This window comes from Streptomyces sp. NPDC003284, from assembly GCF_053589675.1.
The window spans coordinates 152,933-169,756 of record NZ_JBSFSI010000015.1 but is presented as its reverse complement, the minus strand read 5'-3'; the positions used below and the strand labels follow the sequence as shown (position 1 = coordinate 169,756).

At 76.3% G+C, this 16,824-nt stretch carries 8 protein-coding genes; all 8 read left to right on the top strand.

Annotated elements, in window-relative coordinates; translation table 11 throughout:
- Window positions 1–306 precede the first annotated feature (306 nt).
- The 8 genes from ACWDYF_RS27725 (at window position 307) to ACWDYF_RS27690 (ending at window position 16,801) form a co-directional block, all read left to right on the top strand.
- Complete coding sequence (locus ACWDYF_RS27725; protein ID WP_389468237.1) at window positions 307–1,851, top strand: class I adenylate-forming enzyme family protein; 1,545 nt, start codon at window positions 307–309, stop codon at window positions 1,849–1,851.
- A 14-nt stretch (window positions 1,852–1,865) separates the two neighbouring features.
- Complete coding sequence (locus ACWDYF_RS27720) at window positions 1,866–3,779, top strand: type III PLP-dependent enzyme domain-containing protein (protein WP_389468234.1); 1,914 nt, start codon at window positions 1,866–1,868, stop codon at window positions 3,777–3,779.
- Window positions 3,776–4,030: an acyl carrier protein gene (locus ACWDYF_RS27715; RefSeq protein ID WP_355478859.1), complete on the top strand. Its 255-nt coding sequence runs from the start codon at window positions 3,776–3,778 to the stop codon at window positions 4,028–4,030. Before ACWDYF_RS27720 ends, ACWDYF_RS27715 begins: the two co-directional genes overlap by 4 nt.
- The gene (locus tag ACWDYF_RS27710) at window positions 4,027–5,244 is read left to right on the top strand and encodes an acyl-CoA dehydrogenase family protein (RefSeq protein ID WP_389468230.1); all 1,218 of its coding nucleotides are present in this window, start codon (window positions 4,027–4,029) and stop codon (window positions 5,242–5,244) included. The genes ACWDYF_RS27715 and ACWDYF_RS27710 overlap by 4 nt, the downstream gene beginning before the upstream one ends.
- Window positions 5,241–6,365, top strand: a complete 1,125-nt coding sequence (locus ACWDYF_RS27705) for a hypothetical protein (RefSeq protein WP_389468227.1) — start codon at window positions 5,241–5,243, stop codon at window positions 6,363–6,365. Before ACWDYF_RS27710 ends, ACWDYF_RS27705 begins: the two co-directional genes overlap by 4 nt.
- 4 nt (window positions 6,366–6,369) lie before the next feature.
- Entirely contained in the window at window positions 6,370–7,659 is a 1,290-nt protein-coding gene (locus ACWDYF_RS27700; RefSeq protein WP_389468225.1) for an ATP-grasp domain-containing protein, read from the top strand.
- A gap of 66 nt (window positions 7,660–7,725) precedes the next feature.
- A complete protein-coding gene (locus ACWDYF_RS27695) occupies window positions 7,726–10,893 on the top strand; it encodes an amino acid adenylation domain-containing protein (RefSeq protein WP_389468222.1) in 3,168 nt (1,055 codons plus the stop codon).
- 43 nt (window positions 10,894–10,936) lie between these two features.
- Window positions 10,937–16,801 carry an amino acid adenylation domain-containing protein gene (locus ACWDYF_RS27690; protein WP_389468219.1) on the top strand — a complete coding sequence of 1,955 codons (5,865 nt, stop codon included), beginning with the start codon at window positions 10,937–10,939 and terminating at the stop codon, window positions 16,799–16,801.
- Window positions 16,802–16,824: the final 23 nt, after the last annotated feature.

Sequence of the window (16,824 nt, the reverse complement as noted above, 5' to 3'; positions counted from 1 at the left end):
GCACCGACACGGCCCGCGGGCAGGGCCTGTCGAGCACTTCTCCAACGCCGCTCCAGCCGCCGCCCGGCCCTCGGGCCCTGGTGGGGGCGGCGCAAGCGGCCCGATCGGGACGTGCTGAAGGATTGCTGGAGCACACGGCGTACGGCATTGACCGCCCGCCGCGCCCGCACCTTGTATGAGAACTCATGAGCCCGATTCCACAAGCTCCTTCGACGCACCTCCTGGAATTCCGTCCAGTTCGTCAAGAGCGGCGGAAGGCGGTCACTTTCCATGGGTGACCGCTTGTCGGAATCGTCCCCGATACCCATGGAATTCGACGCGGACACCGCGGACACCGACGAGGACGGCTCGCTGCGTCTGCTGAGCGGGCTGGCCGCCCGTGCCGCGGCCCGCTGGCCCGGCCGCACCGCCGTCGTCGGTTCCGGACGCGCCGTCACCTTCGCCGCGCTGCGGGACGCCGCCGACGCGGCCGCGCACGCCCTGCGGCGGGCCGGGATCACCCGCGGCGACCGGGTCGTCGTCGCCTGCGAGGACGCGGCGAGCACCCTCGCGCTGCTGCTCGCCACGGCCGCCCTCGGCGCCGTGCACATCCCCGCCGACCCGCATCTGCCCGGCTACGCCGCCGCGCACCTGCTCACCGACGCCGCACCCGCCTGCGTGGTCGCCGACGGCTCGGCGCCGCTCGCGGCCGCCGCCCGCGACCGGCACACACCGGTACGCGATCTGCGCCCCTTCGACCTGCCCGGAGCCCCGGGCGGCCTGTCGCGGCCGCACCCCGGGCCCGGCGCGCCCATCCCGTCCGACCCGGTGAGCATCCTGTACACCTCCGGGTCCACGGGACGGCCCAAGGGCGTGGTCAGCACCCACGCGGGCGTGCTGTTCTGCGTCCGCGCCATCGCCCGCCGACTGCGCCTGCGGCCCGGCGACGTCATCGGCTGCGTGCTCCCGCTCACCTTCGACTACGGCCTCTACCAGCTCTACCTGGGGCTGTACTCGGGCGCCGCGGTCGCCGTCGGACACGGGGTGGACGCCGGACCGGGCCTGCTGCGCTTCCTGCTGCGCCACGAGGTCACCGTGCTGCCCTCGGTGGCCGGACTCACCTGGTCGCTGTGCCGGCTCGCCGAACGGCAGCGTGAGCGGCCGCCGTTGCGCATGCTCACCAACACCGGCGCGGCGCTCTCGCCCGCGCTGGCGGGCCGGGTGAAGGAGGCGTTCCCCGGGATCGACGTCGTCGCCATGTACGGGCTCACCGAGTGCAAACGCGTCTCCGTGCTGCTCCCCGAGGAGTGGGAGCAGCGGCCCACCTCGGCCGGCCGCCCCCTCGACGACACCGAGGTCCTCGTCCTGTGCCCGCGCACCGGACGCGTGCTGCCGCCGGGCGAGGAGGGCGAACTCGTGGTGCGCGGACCGCACCTGATGCGCGGCTACTGGAACGACCCGGAACTCACCGGGCAGCGGCTGCGCCGCGTCGGACCCGCCCAGGAGACCATGCTGTTCACCGGCGACCGGGGGCGTGTGGACGCCGAGGGCTATGTGTACGTGAGCGGACGAGACGACGACGTCTACAAGGCGAACGGCTTCCGCGTCAGCGCCGCCGAGGTCGCCCTCGCCGCCGAGGACGTACCGGGCGTGGAGAAGGCGCACTGCCTGCCCGCGCGCGCCGAGCGGCCCGCCCGGCTCGCCGTGGTCAGCGGCCGCCCCGCCGAGGACATCCGGCGCGAACTCGCCGAGCGCATCGAATGGTTCAAGGTCCCCGACCACATCCACGCGCTGGCCGCCCTGCCGCTGCGCAGCAACGGCAAGACCGACACCGCGGCGCTGGAGACCCTGCTCACCGGAGGCACGGCATGAACGGGGGGTACGGCATGACCGGACCCGCGCGGCTCGCCGGACTGGCGGAGCGCTACGGCACCCCCCTGTACGTCTACGATCTGGCCGAACTGCGCGCCGCCCACGCCGCGTTGCGCCGGGCGCTGCCCGAGGGGGCCCGGCTCTACTACTCCCTCAAGGCCAACCCGCACCCCGAGCTGGTGCGGGAACTGGCCGCGGCGGGCTGCTCCGCCGAGGTCTGCTCCGAGTCCGAACTGGACGCCGCCCGCACGGCCGGGGTGCCCGCCGCCGACGTGCTGTGCACCGGCCCCGGCAAGACCGAGGCCGAACTGCGGCACGCCCTCACGCACGGCGTGCGCCGCTTCTCCGTCGAGTCACCGGTCGACCTGGCCCGCCTCGGCGCCACCGCCCGCGCCGCCGGGGTCCGGGCCGAGGCGCTGCTGCGGCTCAACCCGGAGACGTACCCGGCGGGCGCGGGCCTGGCCATGGGCGGGGCGCCCACCCAGTTCGGCAGCGATGTCTCCTGGGTCCGCCGCTCGCCCGAGGCGTTCCGTACCGAGGGCGTCGACCTGATCGGCTACCACGTCTACTCGGGCAGCAACGTCCACGAACCCGCCCAGCTCGCCCATTGGTTCACCGCGGCGGCCGACGCCGTGACCGAGGCGCAGCGGGCCCTCCGCCTCGACCTGCGCGCGGTGGACCTGGGCGGCGGCTTCGGCCACCCCTACCTCGTCCCCGGCGGCAGGCCCGACCTCGGCGCCCTGCGCCCGCTCCTCACCCGGCTCCTGAAGGACCGGATCGCCCCGCTCGCCGGGCGTCCCGTGGAACTCGCCTTCGAGTCCGGCCGCTATCTGGCGGGCGCGGCCGGCCGGTTCGTGGTCCGCGTCCAGGACGTGAAGGCCAGCAAGGGCCGCCGCGTCGTCGTCGCCGACGGCGGCATCAACGCGCTGGGCGGCATGTCCGGACTGCGCCGCATCCCCCCGATGGCCGCCACCGCGGTGACCTTGACCGCGGGGGGCGGGGGGCGGCCGGGCGGGGCCGGGGGCACTGTCGGTGCCGGTGACACGGGGGGTGCCGGTGACGCCGGGGGTGCCCATGACACCGGCGGGCCGGGGTTCACCGGCGGTGTCGCGTCTATCTCCGGTGCCGGGTCCACCGGCGGTGCCGGGTCCACCGGCGGTCCGGAGTCTGCCGAAGGCACGGAGTCCACCGGCGGGGCCGAATCCATCGGCGGTCCGGGGTTCGCCGGAGGGCCGGAGTCCACCGGAGGTGTCGAGAACACCGGTGAGGCCCAGGCCACCGGCGGCACTGACGACACCGGCGGCCCGGGGATCACCGGCGGGCTGGAGCGTATCGGCGGGCTGGAGCGCATCGGCGGTGCCGGGTCCACTCGGGGACCGAGGGCCGCTGGTGGTCCCGAGTCCACCGGAGCCCCGGAGCGCACCGCCGGTGCCGGGTCCACCGGCGGCCCCAGGGCAACTGGCGGTCCGGAGCGCACCGGCGGCGCCGAGCCCACCGGGGCCCCGGAGTCCAACGGAGGCGCCAAGCACACCGGAGGCGCCAAGCACACCGGCGGCGCCAAGCACACCGGCGGCGCCAAGCACACCGGCGAGGCCGAGGTCACCGGTGGTGCCGATGGCACCGGAGGCCCGGAGCGCATCGGCGGTGCCGGGGACTTCCGGGGTGCCGGGCCCATCGGCGATGCCCTTCTGACCGGCCCGTTGTGCACCACCCTCGACGTCCTCAACGCCCGGCTCCCGCTGCCCGACGTACGCCCCGGAGATCTGCTGGCGATCCCCAACTGCGGGGCCTACGGGATGACGGCGAGCCTGCTCGGTTTTCTCGGGCGCCGGCCGCCCGCCGAGGTGTTCGTCGACGCGGGCCGGGTCCGCGCCGCCACCGTGCTGCGGCTGAGCCGCCACGACATCCATCCCAGGAGGCATCCATGAGCGCCGCCCGCACCGCCTTCCGCGACGTCCTGCTGACCTACCTCACCTGCGACGCGGCGGGGCTGCGGCCCGAGGAGCGGCTGCGTGCCCTCGGTCTCAACTCGATGCGCGCCGTGGACCTGGTGCTCGACCTGGAGGACCGCTTCGGCTTCGCGTTCCCCGACGACCGCTTCACCGACGAGAACTTCGCCACCGAGGCCAGCCTGTGGGCGGCCGTCGAACCGCTGCTCGGCGCGGGAGCCCGGCCGTGACCCCCGCCGTCCCGGACACCCTGGAGAAGGAACTCGCCGCACTCGCGCGCGACGCCGACGGCGACGGCGACCCGGAGGGCCGCGTCGTCGCCCTGCTGCGCGCCCACCGGCTGCTCGGCCACGCCGTGCCCCGGGAACTGGGCGGCGAGGGCGGCGACCTGACCGCGCTGGCGGCGCTCGCCCACCGGATCGGCGGGGTCAGCCCGGGAGCGGGCGTGCTCTGGGTCATGCACTGCCAGCAGGTCGCCATCCTGCGCGACCACGCCCCCGAGCCGCTGCGCACCCGCGTCCTGCGCCGGGTCGCCGAACGGCAGCTGCTGCTCGGCTCGGTGACCACCGAGCCCCGCAAGGGCGGCCATGTGCTCACCGCGCACGCCGCCGCCCGCGCCGAAGGCGGCACCGTCGCCTTCCGCCGCGCCGCCCCCGTGGTCAGCGGCGGCGCCCACGCCGACGCCTTCCTGCTGTCCCTGCGCCGCACCGAGGAGAGCGCCCCGGACGACGTGGTGCTCGTCTACGCCGACCGCGCCCAGAGCGGCGCCACCGTGCTCGGACCGCTGGACCTCATGGGGATGCGGGCCGCCGGGAACGTGGCGATGGAGTTCGACGGCCGCGTCCCGGCCGGCCAGGTCATCGACCCCGAGGGCGGCTTCACCCGGATCACCCTGCGCACCCTCGCCCCGGTCGGCCATCTCGGCTGGGCCGCCTGCTGGACGGGCGCCGCCCGCCGGGCGCTGCGCCAGGTCGTCGCGCTGCTGCGGTCCGGCACCCTCACCCGTACCGACTCCGCCTACCACGCGCTGGCCCGCGCCCGCGCCCGGATCGACGCCGCCGAGGCGCTCGTCCTCGCCGCGCTCGCCGAACACCGCGCCCGGTCGGCGCCGCTGCCCGGCGAGGACCCGGACCGGGCGGGCGCCCGGCTCGACGCGCCCGCCTTCCAGATCCTCGTCAACAACGTCAAGCTGACCGTCTCCGAGGAGACCTGCGCCGCCGTGGACGCCCTGCTCGGCCTGGCCGGGCTCGCCTGGGGCTATCGGCGCGACGCGGGCACCGACCTGGAACGGCTCTTCCGCGATCTGCGGGCCGCCCCCCTGATGTACGGCAACGACCGGCTGGCCGCCGCCGGAGGCCGGCTCGCGGTGATGGACCGCGCCGCGTGCTCCTTCCTGGACACGGGCCTGGACGCCCTGCTCACCGAGGGCGGCGAGGGCCGGTGAACGGGCGGCGCGCGGCGGACGCGGGGGCCCCTGAGGGGCGTACGGCGGTCCGGGGCGACCTGCTGTCCTGCTACACGGCCGCGGTGGCGGTGCTGGCCGAGGCCCGCGGTCTGTCCCACCGGGCGGTGCTGGGCGGGCAGGTGTTCCTCGGGGTGCGCCGGGACGGCACGCGGTGCGAGGTGGTGCACCAGCACACGCCGCTCACCGGCGACGGCGAGATGTTCGCGCTGCCGCTGGTGCGGCGCGGCGCGGCGGACGCCGAGGAGGCGGGGCGCGCCGTCGTGGCGGCCGCCCGCCGGGACGGCGCCGTCATCGTCACCGGGTCCACCGACCGGCTGCCGTGGCTGGCGGGCGCCGCGCCCGCGCCGCACTGGTTCGCCGTCACCCACCGGGACGGTCGGACGGCCGTCGAGGACGTGTTCACCTGGAGCGACGACCGGGGCGACTTCGGCCCCTGCCGCGCCCCGGCCGACGCGCACGCCCTCGGCCCGCTGGCCGCCGCCCCGCCGCCCCCGGACCCGGCGCACCGCACGCGCGAACGGCTGGCCCTGGGCGGCACCGGCGCCGGTCCGGCCGCCCGGCTCGGCCTGCCCTACCAGTGGCTGGAGCTGTCGGCGGCCGGTGACCCGCCGGGCACGCCCGCCGCCGCGCCGCCCGCCGCCGCGGACGTCCTGCTCCGGATGCTGCACCGCACCGCCGCGCCGCCGGACCTCGGGCCGGGGTGGCTGACCGGCCGGGCCGCGGTGGAGGCGCTCGCGGAACTGCTGGCGGAGGCCGGCCGCACACCGGAGGTCCTCGCCGTGCAGAGCGACCTGTGGGTGGCGGCGCGCGGCCGCGCGCTGTTCCGGCAGGTGCTCGCCGCCGAGGCCGCCGCTCTGCTGGGCCCGGCGGCGGCCGGACTCGGCGACTGGCTGGAGGAACGGGTGCTGCCGCTGTGGAGCGGCGTGGTCCGCGCCGTCCAGTACAACGCGCTGCGGATCCGGCGCGGTCACGCGCCCCAGCAGGGGATGGCGCGCGAGCTGCGCCGGCTCGGCGCCTTCGAGGACGAGTTGCGCGACCGGCTCAGGGACGTCCTGGCGCCGGTGGCCCCCGCCGGGGGCCGTACGACGAGTGGGAGATGACATCGTGTCGACGAAGAAGCGGGTGTGTGTGATCGCGGCCAGGGAGCCGCTGCTGCGCCGGGCCGCGGCGCTGGACCTGGAGGTCCTGTCGGTGCAGTCGCCGCAGGAGTTCAGAAGCCTGCCGGCCGGACTCGCCGACTCGGTGACCACGCTGGTGCTGGACTACCACGACCGGGACCTGCTGGTGGAGACCGTGGGCGCGCTGCACGCCGCCCGGCCGCTGGACGGCGTCTTCACCGTCTACGAGGAGGCGCTGCTGCCGACCGCGCACCTGGTCGACGCGCTCGGCCTGCCCGGCGCGTCGTACGAGACGGTCAAGCTGCTCACCGACAAGTGGGCGATGCGCGAGCATCTGCGCGAGGCCGGTGTCGGCACCGTCGCGGCGGCCCTCGGCCGGGGCGAGGCGGACCTCGCGGCCTTCGGCGCCGGGCACGGCTACCCGTTCGTCGCCAAGCCGGTGGCCGGTTCGGCGAGCCTCGGGGTCTTCCGGGTGGACACCGCCGACGAGGTGCCCTCGGTGGCCGGGCGGCTGCGCGAGGTCGGGCTCGACCTGTTCCTGATGGAGGAGTTCCTCGACGGCCACGAGATCAGCGTGGACGGCATCAGCTTCCATGGGCGCTACGTCATGCTGGCCGTCTGCGACAAGATCACCGGAGCGGGCTTCATCGAGTTCGGCCACTCGCTGCCGACCGCGCTGGACGCCGACCGGCTCGGTGCCGTCGAGGAACTGGTCGCCTCCTTCCTGGAGTGCGTCGGGCTCACCGAGGGCCTCTCGCACGTCGAGGTGAAGCTGACCGCCGCCGGACCGAAGATCGTCGAGGGCCACAACCGGCGCGGCGGCGACCGGCTGAACACCATGGTCGACGCCGTGTACGGCGTCGACCTGGAGGAACTGGGCCTGGCCTGGGCGGCGGGCGCCGCCGAGGAACTGCCCGCCGCGCCGCCGGCCCGCTGCGGCACCGCCGTGCGCTTCTTCACCGCCGAGCGCGGTGTGGTGCGCGAGGTGCTGGGCGCCGACGAGGTCCGCGCCCACCCGCAGGTCCTCGAACTGCACGTCAACTTCCCCGTGGGCCGCAGCGTGCCCCGGCTGCGCTGGTCGCTGGACCGGGCCGGGTACGTCGTGGTCCGGGCGGACACCGCCGCCGAGGCCCTCGCGCTCGGCCAGGACCTCGCCTCGCGGATCCGGCTCGTCGTGGACCCCGCCGACCCGGACCGCGCCGCCGACGACGCCTCGCACCGCGAGCTGATCGGCGAACTCGACCAGGCCGGGCGCCTGGGCTACCGGACGTCCTGAGCCGCCCCTGCCCCGCACCTGCCCCGCCCTCCCGCCGGCCGCACGAGAGACGACAGCGGAGTGACCATGTACACGAGCACGTCGACCCTGATGGATCTGCTGGACCGGCAGTGCGCCCTCACCCCGGACGCGGTGGCCGTCGTCGCCGACGACGGGACACTGACGTACGGGCAGCTCGCGCGGCGCTCCCGGGCCGTCGCCGCGCGGCTGCGGGCGCTGGGGGCGGGGCCCGACCGGGTGGTCGCCCTGGCCCTGGAGCGGTCGGCCGCCCTGGCCGTGGCGGTGACGGCCGTGATCCGGGCCGGCGCCGCCTATCTGCCGCTGGCGCCGCAGGACCCGCCCGAGCGGCTGCGGCTGCTCCTCGCGGACTCGGCGGCGGTCGCGGTCCTCACCACGCCCGGCACGGCGCCGGGCACCGAGCCCTGGCCGGTGCCCGCACTCGCCCCGGACGCACTCGATCCGGACGCCCCAGGCCCGGACGCCCCAGGCCCGGTCATCCCAGGCCCGGACACCGCCGGGCCCGTGGCGCCCACCAGCGGTGACCTGGCGTACGTCATCTACACCTCGGGCTCCACCGGCCTGCCCAAGGGCGTGCTGACCGAGCACGGCGCCATCGTCAACCGGCTGGAGTGGATGCAGCGGACGCTGCCGATCGGGCCGGGCGACACCGTGCTCCAGAAGACGCCGTACACCTTCGACGTGTCGGTGTGGGAGCTGTTCTGGCCGCTGATCACCGGCGCCCGGCTGGTGTTCGCCCGGCCGGGCGGCCACCGCGACCCGCGCCATCTGCTGGAGACCGTCCGACGGCACCGGGTGACCGTGACGCACTTCGTGCCGAGCATGCTGGAGGAGTTCCTGAAGGAACTGCCGCACCCCGGGGCCGCGTCGCTGCGGCGCGTCCTGGTCAGCGGCGAAGAGCTGAGACCACGCGTGCGGGACCGTTTCTTCGAGGTGCTGCCCACCGCCGAACTGCACAACCTCTACGGCCCCACCGAGGCCGCCGTCGACGTCACGCACTGGCGGTGCGCCCCCGGCCAGGACCCGGACCGGGTGCCCATCGGACGGGCCATCGACGGCGCCCGGCTGCATGTCCTGGACCCGGAGCTGCGGCCCGTGCCCCAGGGGGAGAGAGGTGAACTCTGCATCGGCGGACCGGTCATCGCCCGCGGCTACCTCAACCGGCCCGAGGAACAGCGCGCCCGCTTCGTCCCGGACCCCTACGCCGACGAGCCCGGCGCCCGCCTCTACCGCACCGGGGACCTCGCCTCCCTGCGCCCCGACGGCGTCATCGACTACCACGGCCGGATCGACCACCAGGTCAAACTGGGCGGCGTCCGCATCGAGGCGGGCGAGGTCGAAGCCGCCCTGGAGGCGCTCGACGAGATCGACCAGGCCGTGGTCGGCCTGCGCACCTGGCCCACCGGACGGCCCGTCCTCGTCGGCTGGGTGACCGGCTCCCCCGGCCCCGCGGGCACGGCCGGCCTCACGGAACGGCTGCGGCGCACCCTGCCCGCCGCCTTCGTCCCCGGCGCGCTGATCCCGCTGGAGCGGCTGCCGCTGAGCCGGCACGGCAAGGTCGACCGCGCCGTACTGCCCTGGCCGCCACCGGAGGAGAGCACCGGCACGGCCGCCGGACCCGACACCTCCTGGCCCGCCGGGGAACCGGAGCCCGGCACCACCGCCGCCCGGGTGCACCGGATCTGGCGCGAGATGGTCCCGCGCCCCGGCCCCCACTTCTACGTCTCCGGCGGGGACTCGCTGCTCGCCGGGCAGCTCGTGGCCGCCGTCTGCCGTGCGTTCGACATCGACCTGTACACGGCCGAGTTCCTCCAGACCCCGCACCTGGAGGGCCTGGTGCAACTGGTCGACAAGGCGCTCGCCTCCGGCGGCCGGGAGAGCGCACGGGTGCCCGCCGTGCCCCGCACCGGCCGGCTGCCGCTGTCCTCGGCGCAGCGCCGGATGTGGCTGCTGCACCGCTCCGACCCGGCGGACGTGGCCATGAACATCCACGGCGGGCTGCGGCTCACCGGGGCGATCGACCCGGCGGGCGCCGCCCGGGTGCTGACCGGGCTGACCCGCCGCCACGAGGTGCTGCGCACCGCGTTCCCCGACTTCGACGGCCACCCGGTCCCGGTGATCGCCGACGCCGTCCCGGTCGAGGTGCCCGGCGAGGAGCACCGGGGACTGGACGCGGCGCGGCGGGAGCGGGCCGTGCGCGACGCCTGCGCCGCGATCGGCGCCGCGCCGTTCGACCTCGCCCGGGGGCCGCTGCTGCGCGCCCGGCTGCTGACCTTCGCCGACGACGACCACTTCCTCGCCCTCGGCCTGCACCACATCGTCACCGACGGCTGGTCCTGGTCGGTGCTCGCCCGCGACGTCGCCCGCCTGTGGGCCGAGGACGGCGCGAGCCTGCCCCGGCTCGCGGTGCAGTACCAGGACCACGCGGCCTGGGAGGCGGCTCAGCCCGAACGCGAGGAGGACGTGGCGTACTGGACCGAGGTGCTGCGCGACCCGCCCCCGCCCCCGCGCCCGGCCGGCACCCCCGGGCGCCCCCCGGAGCTGAGCATCGCCGCCGGGGTCACCGACGTGGTGTGGCCGGACGGCTTCGCCGCGCGCCTCGAAGCGTTCTGCGCCCGGCACGAGGTCACCGTCTTCACCGTGCTGCTCGCCGGGTACGCGCTGCTGCTGGGCCGCCTCGCCCAGCAGGAGGACGTCATCGTCGCCGCCCCGGTCGCCAACCGGACCGGCGTGGACGTGGAACCCCTCGTCGGCTGCTTCATCAACACCCTGCCGCTGCGCCTGGAACTGGACGAGGACCAGACGTTCGCCGAACTGCTCGCGCGGGCCCGGGAGACCGCGACCGCCGCGCAGGCCCACGGACGGCTGCCCATCGAACGGATGCCGCTGGCCGACGCCGACCGCGGCCCCGGCCGCTCCCCGCTGCTCCAGGCCCTCCTCGTCGTACAGAACACACCCCCCTGGCGGGCGGAGCACCGCGGCCACCGCGTCGAGGTCGTCGAGCAGCCCAGCCCACGCACCCACTACCTGCTGAAACTGGAGGTCCTCGGCACCGGCGCCCCGCTGCCGGCCCGGCTGGTCCACGCCGCCGACGCGTTCGGCGCCGCCGAGGCCGCCACCCTCGCCGCCCAGCTGGCCACCCTGCTCGACCAGGCCCTGAGGGACCCGGACGGATACGTCTACGACTTCTCACTCCTCGACTCCCCGCGGCGCTGAGCCCGCGCTCCCCGCCGCACCCGACCCGGAGGAACTTGCCGTCATGACCCCGCACAGCAGCCAGGCGGGCCTGCTCACCGCCCCCGCACCGGCCCTGCCGACCACGGCGCAGGCGGCGGCCCCCCTCACGCCGACCCTGCCCGTACCGCTGACCGCGCGGGTCGAGCGCCTCGCCGCCGAGGCACCCGACCGCCCCGCGGTGCGCCGCGCCGGACGCGCGTGGACCTACCGCGAGCTGGCCGACCGCGCCCACCGCATCGCCTCCGGCCTGGCCGCGGCGGGCGTCGCGCCCGGCGAGACCGTCGCGGTGCACGGCGGGCGCACCTTCGAGACGGTGGCCGCGCTCCTCGGCGTGCTGCGCGCCCGCGCCGTCCTGCTGCTCCTGGACCCGGCCCAGGCGCCCGACCGCACCCGGCTCCTGCTGGCGGAGTCCGGCGCCCGCCGCGTGATCGCCACCGGCGACGCCCCCGAGGGCCTGGACCGGCCGGTGCTGCGCGCCACCGAGCTGGCCGCGACCGGGCCCGCCGCGCTCGCCGAGGTGGACGCCCGGGACCCGGCGTACGTCATCTTCACCTCCGGGACCACCGGACGCCCCAAGGGAGTCCTCGGCTGGCACGGCGCGCTCGCCCACTACGTCGAGTGGGAGCAGACCCGGTACGGCTTCGGGCCGCACGACCGCGTCGCGCAGATCGCCTCGTTCTCCTTCGACGCCGTACTGCGCGACGTGTTCCTCGCGCTGGGCTGCGGCGCCACGCTCAGCCTGCCGCCCACGGACCGCCCCTTCGAGGACCCCGAAGGGCTGCTCGCCTGGTTCGACGAGGAGGCCGTCACCGTCGTCCACACCGTGCCCAGCGTGCTCGCCTCCTGGCTGCACGCCGCCCCCGGCACCGGCGGCCCCTCGCTGCGCGCCGTCCGCCTGCTGGGCCTGGCCGGGGAACCGCTCACCGGCGCCCTGGTACGCCGCTGGCGCACCCGCTTCCCCGGCTTCACCGGAGTGGTCCTCAACCTCTACGGCACCACCGAGGGCACCATCCTCCAGTCCTGCCACGAGGTCCCCGAGGACCCCGCCGACACCGTCCTGCCCGTCGGCACGCCCATCGCCGACACCCAGCTGCTGGTGCTCAACCGGCGCGGCGCGCTGTGCGGCGCGGGCGAGCCCGGCGAGGTCGTCGTCCGCTCGCCGTTCCTGGCCCGCGGCTACCTGGACGCGCCCGCCGGATCCGGCTTCGCCGCCAACCCGTTCCGCGACGACCCGGCCGACCGCGTCTACCGCACCGGGGACGTGGGCCGCTTCACCGCCGACGGCACCCTGCACCTCGCCGGACGCCTCGACGACCAGGTCAAACTGCGCGGTGTGCGGGTGCAGCCCGCGGAGGTGGCCGCCGTGCTCGCCGCGCACCCGGCGGTGCGCCAGGCCGCCGCCGTCGCCCGCACCGCCCCGGACGGCCGCCCCGAACTCGTCGGCTACGTCGTCCTCGGCCCCGACGCCCCCGCAGGCTGGCGGCAGGACCTGCGCGACCTGGTCGCCGCCCGCGTCTCCACCGCCGCCGTCCCCGCCCATCTGCTGCCCCTGGAGGCCCTGCCGCTGTCCGGGAACGGCAAGCTGGACCGCGCCCGGCTGCCCGAGCCGCCCGCCGCCGACGAACAGCCCGCCGGGACCGAGGAGCCGGTGACCGACCCGCTGGAGCGCAAGGTCGCCGCCGTCTGGGCCGGTGTCCTCGGCCTGGCGGTCGCCGCCGTACCGCGCGAGCGGCACTTCTTCGAACTGGGCGGCGACTCCCTGACGATGGTCCGCGTGCTGTCCCGGCTGCGCCGCGACACCGGCGCCGACGTGGGCATGCAGGACTTCTTCCGGCACCCCACCGTCGCCGCCCTCGCCGCCGCGGCCCGCGAGCACGGCGCCGGGACCGCGGGCGGCGGCGACACGATCACCCGCCGCACCCGCACCGGACCGCTCCCGCTGTCGCAGGAGCAGGAGGGCCTGTGGTTCGTCCACCAGGTCGCCCCCGACAGCCACGCCTACCACATGTCCGGCGCCTTCGAAGTCGCCCCGGGCACCCGGCCCGTGGACGTCGAGCGCGCGCTGAGCGATCTGCTGCGCCGCCACGAGGCGCTGCGCACCGTCTTCCGGACCGGCGGGAGCGGCGACGGCCGGCCCGTGCAGATCGTCCTCGACACCAGCGCGCCCGACCTGGCCGAACTGCCCGCGGCCGCGGACCGCGCCGCCGCCCTGGACGCCCTCGCCACCGCCGCCGCCCGGCCCTTCGACCTGTCCCGGGGGCCGCTGCTGCGGGCCCGCCTGATCGCCGAACCGCGCGGCCTGCTGCTCGGCCTGACCGTGCACCACATCGTCTGCGACGGCTGGTCGTGGGAGGTGATGGCGGCCGAGCTGAACGCGTCCCTGGCCGGGCACGCCGAGCCCGCCGCACCCCTCCCGCCGGGCTACGGCGACTACGCGCTGTGGCAGCGGGAGCGCACCGACGAGACACGGCTGGCCGGGCACCTGGCCTTCTGGACCGAGCGGCTGGCCGACGCCCCCCAGCTCGACCTGCCGCTGAGCAGGCCCCGCCCGGCCCGCCTCACGCACCACGGCAAGGTGCGGCGCTTCACCCTCGACCTGCCGCTCGCCGCCGAACTCGACCGGTTCTGCCAGGCCCACGGCTTCACCCGCTACACGGCCCTGCTGACCGCCTTCGGACTGCTGCTGTCCCGCTCCGCCCATCAGGACGAGGTCGTCGTCGGCGTCGACAGCGCGGGCCGCGACCACGCCGAACTGGAGCAGACCGTCGGCTTCTTCGTCCGTACCCACGCCGTGCGCATGGGCTTCGCCGACGGGCCCGGCTTCCTGGACGCGGTGCAGCGCGTGCACGACACGTTCCTGGAGGCGTACCCGCACCAGGACGTGCCCTTCTCCCGGATCGTGGAGAGCCTGAACCCGGAACGCGACCCGAGCCGCACCCCGCTGTTCCAGGTGCTGTTCCGGATGCCGCCGAGCGGGGTGCGCACCGGACCGGCCACCGCGCTGCGCCCGGTGGACCTGGAGGGCACCTTCGTGACCTCCAAGTTCGACCTGACCCTGATGGTGCGGGCCGACGAGAGCGGCCTGGTCTGCGAACTGGAGTACAACACCGACCTGTTCGACGACGAGGTCGCCGAGGCGCTGGGCGCCCGCTACCGCGCCCTGCTCGCCGCCGCCGTCCGCGCCCCCCGCACCCCCGAGCCGGCCCTGCTCCCGGCGGACGGCCCGGACAGCCAGGACGGCCCGGACGGGCAGGACAGCAAAGACGGTCAGGACAGCCAAGACGGCCGGGACGATCAGGAATCCATCCCGTCCGACGCCGGGAGCGAGGCGGCCGGGAAGGACACCCCGCCCTCCGCGCACGCCGCGTTCACCGAGACCGCCCGGCGCACCCCCGGGGCGGCGGCCGTCCGCGAGGACGGGCGCACCTGGACGTACGCCGAACTCGCCGACGCCGTACGGACCCTGGACGCCGCGCTGCCCGAGCGCGCCGTCGTCGCCGTGCTCGGCGGACGCGACCTCGCCTCCGTCGCGGCGCTCGTCGCCGCCACCGACCGGGGCCGCGTCGCCGTCCCCGTCGACTCCTCGCTGCCCCCGGTGCGCCGCCGGGAGATGCTGGCCCGCGCGGGCGTCCAGCTCGCCGTCGTCGTCGGCGCACCGGACACCGAACTGCCCGTGCCCGCCCTGCACATCGGGCCCGACGCCCGCCCCACCGCGACCCCGCCCGACCTGTCCGCCCTCCCGGCGAGCCGGGTCCCCGACGGCGCCGCGTACGTCTTCTTCACCTCCGGCACCACCGGCGAGCCCAAACCGGTCCTCGGACTGCGGCGCTCGCTGGACCACTTCGTCGACTGGGAGCGCCGCCGGTTCGACGTCGGCGCCCACGACCGGGTCGCCCAGCTCACCTCGTACTCCTTCGACGCGGTGCTGCGCGACGTGTTCCTGCCGCTGTCCTGCGGCGGCACCGTCGTGCTGCCCGCGCCCGCCGTCCGCGACGACGCGCTGCGCCTGCTCCAGTGGCTGGAGAGCGAGCGGATCACCGTCCTGCACACCACGCCCAGCGTGCTGGGATCGCTGCTCGCCGTCGCCGCGGACGCCGACGGGACCACCCTCGGCGCGCTGCGCCTGGTCTGCCTGGCCGGCGAACCGCTGACCGACGCCACGGTGAGCGGACTGCGCCGCCGCTTCCCCGGCTGCCCGGCCCGGGTCGTCAACTTCTACGGGCCGACCGAGACCACCATGATCAAGAGCTGGTTCGAGGTGCCCGAACCGCCGCTGCCCGGGGTGCAGCCGGTCGGCCGGCCGCTGCCCGGCACCCGGATCCGGCTGCTCGGCCGCGGCGGACGCCCCTGCGCGCCCGGCGAGCGCGGCGAGATCGTCATCGACACCGGCCACGGCACCCTCGGCTACCTCGCCCCGCCGCGCGCGCCGGGACACCTCGACGTCCTGCCCGGCATCCACGGCGTCCCCTACCGGACCGGCGACATCGGCGTACGGCGGCCCGACGGGACGCTCGTCGCCCAGGGGCGGCGCGACGGACTGCTCAAGATCCGGGGCGTACGCGTGCACCCCGCCGAGATCGCGGCGGCCGCCCTGACCCACCCCGACGTCGCCGCCTGCCACATCGAGGCCGTCGCCCAGGACGGCGGCACCCGGCTCATCGCCTTCCACAGCCCGCGCGAGGGCGCCGCCGTCAGCGCCGAGGCGCTGCGCCGCCACCTGGCCGGGCGCCTGCCCGCACCGGTGGTCCCCGGACTGCTGTTCACCGTGCCCGCGCTGCCGCTGCTGCCCAACGGCAAGGTGGACCGGCGGGCCCTGCTCGACCGGTCCCGGCCCACCGCCGCGAACCGGCCCGCCCCGCCCACCACCCCCACCGAACAGGCCCTCGCCCGGATCTGGGGCGAACTGCTGCACAAGGACGGACTCGGCGTCCACGACGACTTCTTCGAGACCGGCGGCCACTCCCTGCTCGCCACCGTCATGATCACCCGGGTGCGCAAGCAGCTCGGCGCCCAGCTCACCCTGCGCCAGGTCCTGGAGATGCCCCGGATCGCCGAACTCGCCCGCGCCGTCGACAGCGCCCGCGAGGCGGCCGGACCGGAGGACGAGGGCCAGCTCGTACGGCTCTCCGGCGGCGCGGGCGGCGGCCGCCCGCTGTTCTGCGTGCACGGCATCGGCGGCGACGTCCTGCCCTTCCGCGCGCTCGCCGGGGAACTCGGCGACGACGGACCCGTCCTGGCCTTCCGCGCCCAGGGCACCGCGCCCGGCGAGCGGCCCCGCGACGACATCCGCCAGCTCGCCGCCGCCTACCTCTACGAGATGCGCAAGGTCCAGCCCGAGGGCCCCTACCGGATCGCCGGCTGGTCGCTGGGCGGACTCGTCGCCCACGAGATCGCCCGCCAGCTCTCCTTCGACGGCGAACGCACCGAACTGCTGCTGCTGGTCGACACCTACGCGCCCGGCACCCGCGCCTACGACGGCTTCGACGGCGACGCCGCCGCCCGCGCCCGCTCCTTCACCGCCGAACTCGCCGGCACCGGCTTCCCCGGCGACATCCCCGACCCCGGATCCCTGGTCTCGCCCGACGGCACGGCGGACGGCCCCGACGACGAACTGCGGCGCCGCTTCGCCGTCTACCTGGCCCACTCCCGCGCCGCCGCCCGCTACCGCCCCGGTGCCCGGCGGCTCGACGCCGACCGGATCCTGCTGGTGCGGGCCACCGGACAGGAACGCCCCGAGGGCACCTCGCCCGCGCTCGGCTGGGAACGGTTCACCGGCGGCACCGGACCGGAGGTCCTGCCCGTCGACGCCGACCACTACTCCGTGCTGCGGCGGCCCGCCGTCACCTCCCTCGCCCGGAGTCTGCGGGAGGCCGGCACGCAGCACTGACGGCACCCCCGCCCCCACCGCCG

Excerpts from the sequence above, each read along its gene's own strand:
- ACWDYF_RS27725 (WP_389468237.1), top strand. The coding sequence starts at position 307 with ATGGAATTCGACGCGGACACCGCGGACACCGACGAGGACGGCTCGCTG.
- ACWDYF_RS27695 (WP_389468222.1), top strand. The coding sequence starts at position 7,726 with ATGTACACGAGCACGTCGACCCTGATGGATCTGCTGGACCGGCAGTGC.
- ACWDYF_RS27690 (WP_389468219.1), top strand. The coding sequence starts at position 10,937 with ATGACCCCGCACAGCAGCCAGGCGGGCCTGCTCACCGCCCCCGCACCG.
- ACWDYF_RS27720 (WP_389468234.1), top strand. The coding sequence starts at position 1,866 with ATGACCGGACCCGCGCGGCTCGCCGGACTGGCGGAGCGCTACGGCACC.
- ACWDYF_RS27715 (WP_355478859.1), top strand. The coding sequence starts at position 3,776 with ATGAGCGCCGCCCGCACCGCCTTCCGCGACGTCCTGCTGACCTACCTC.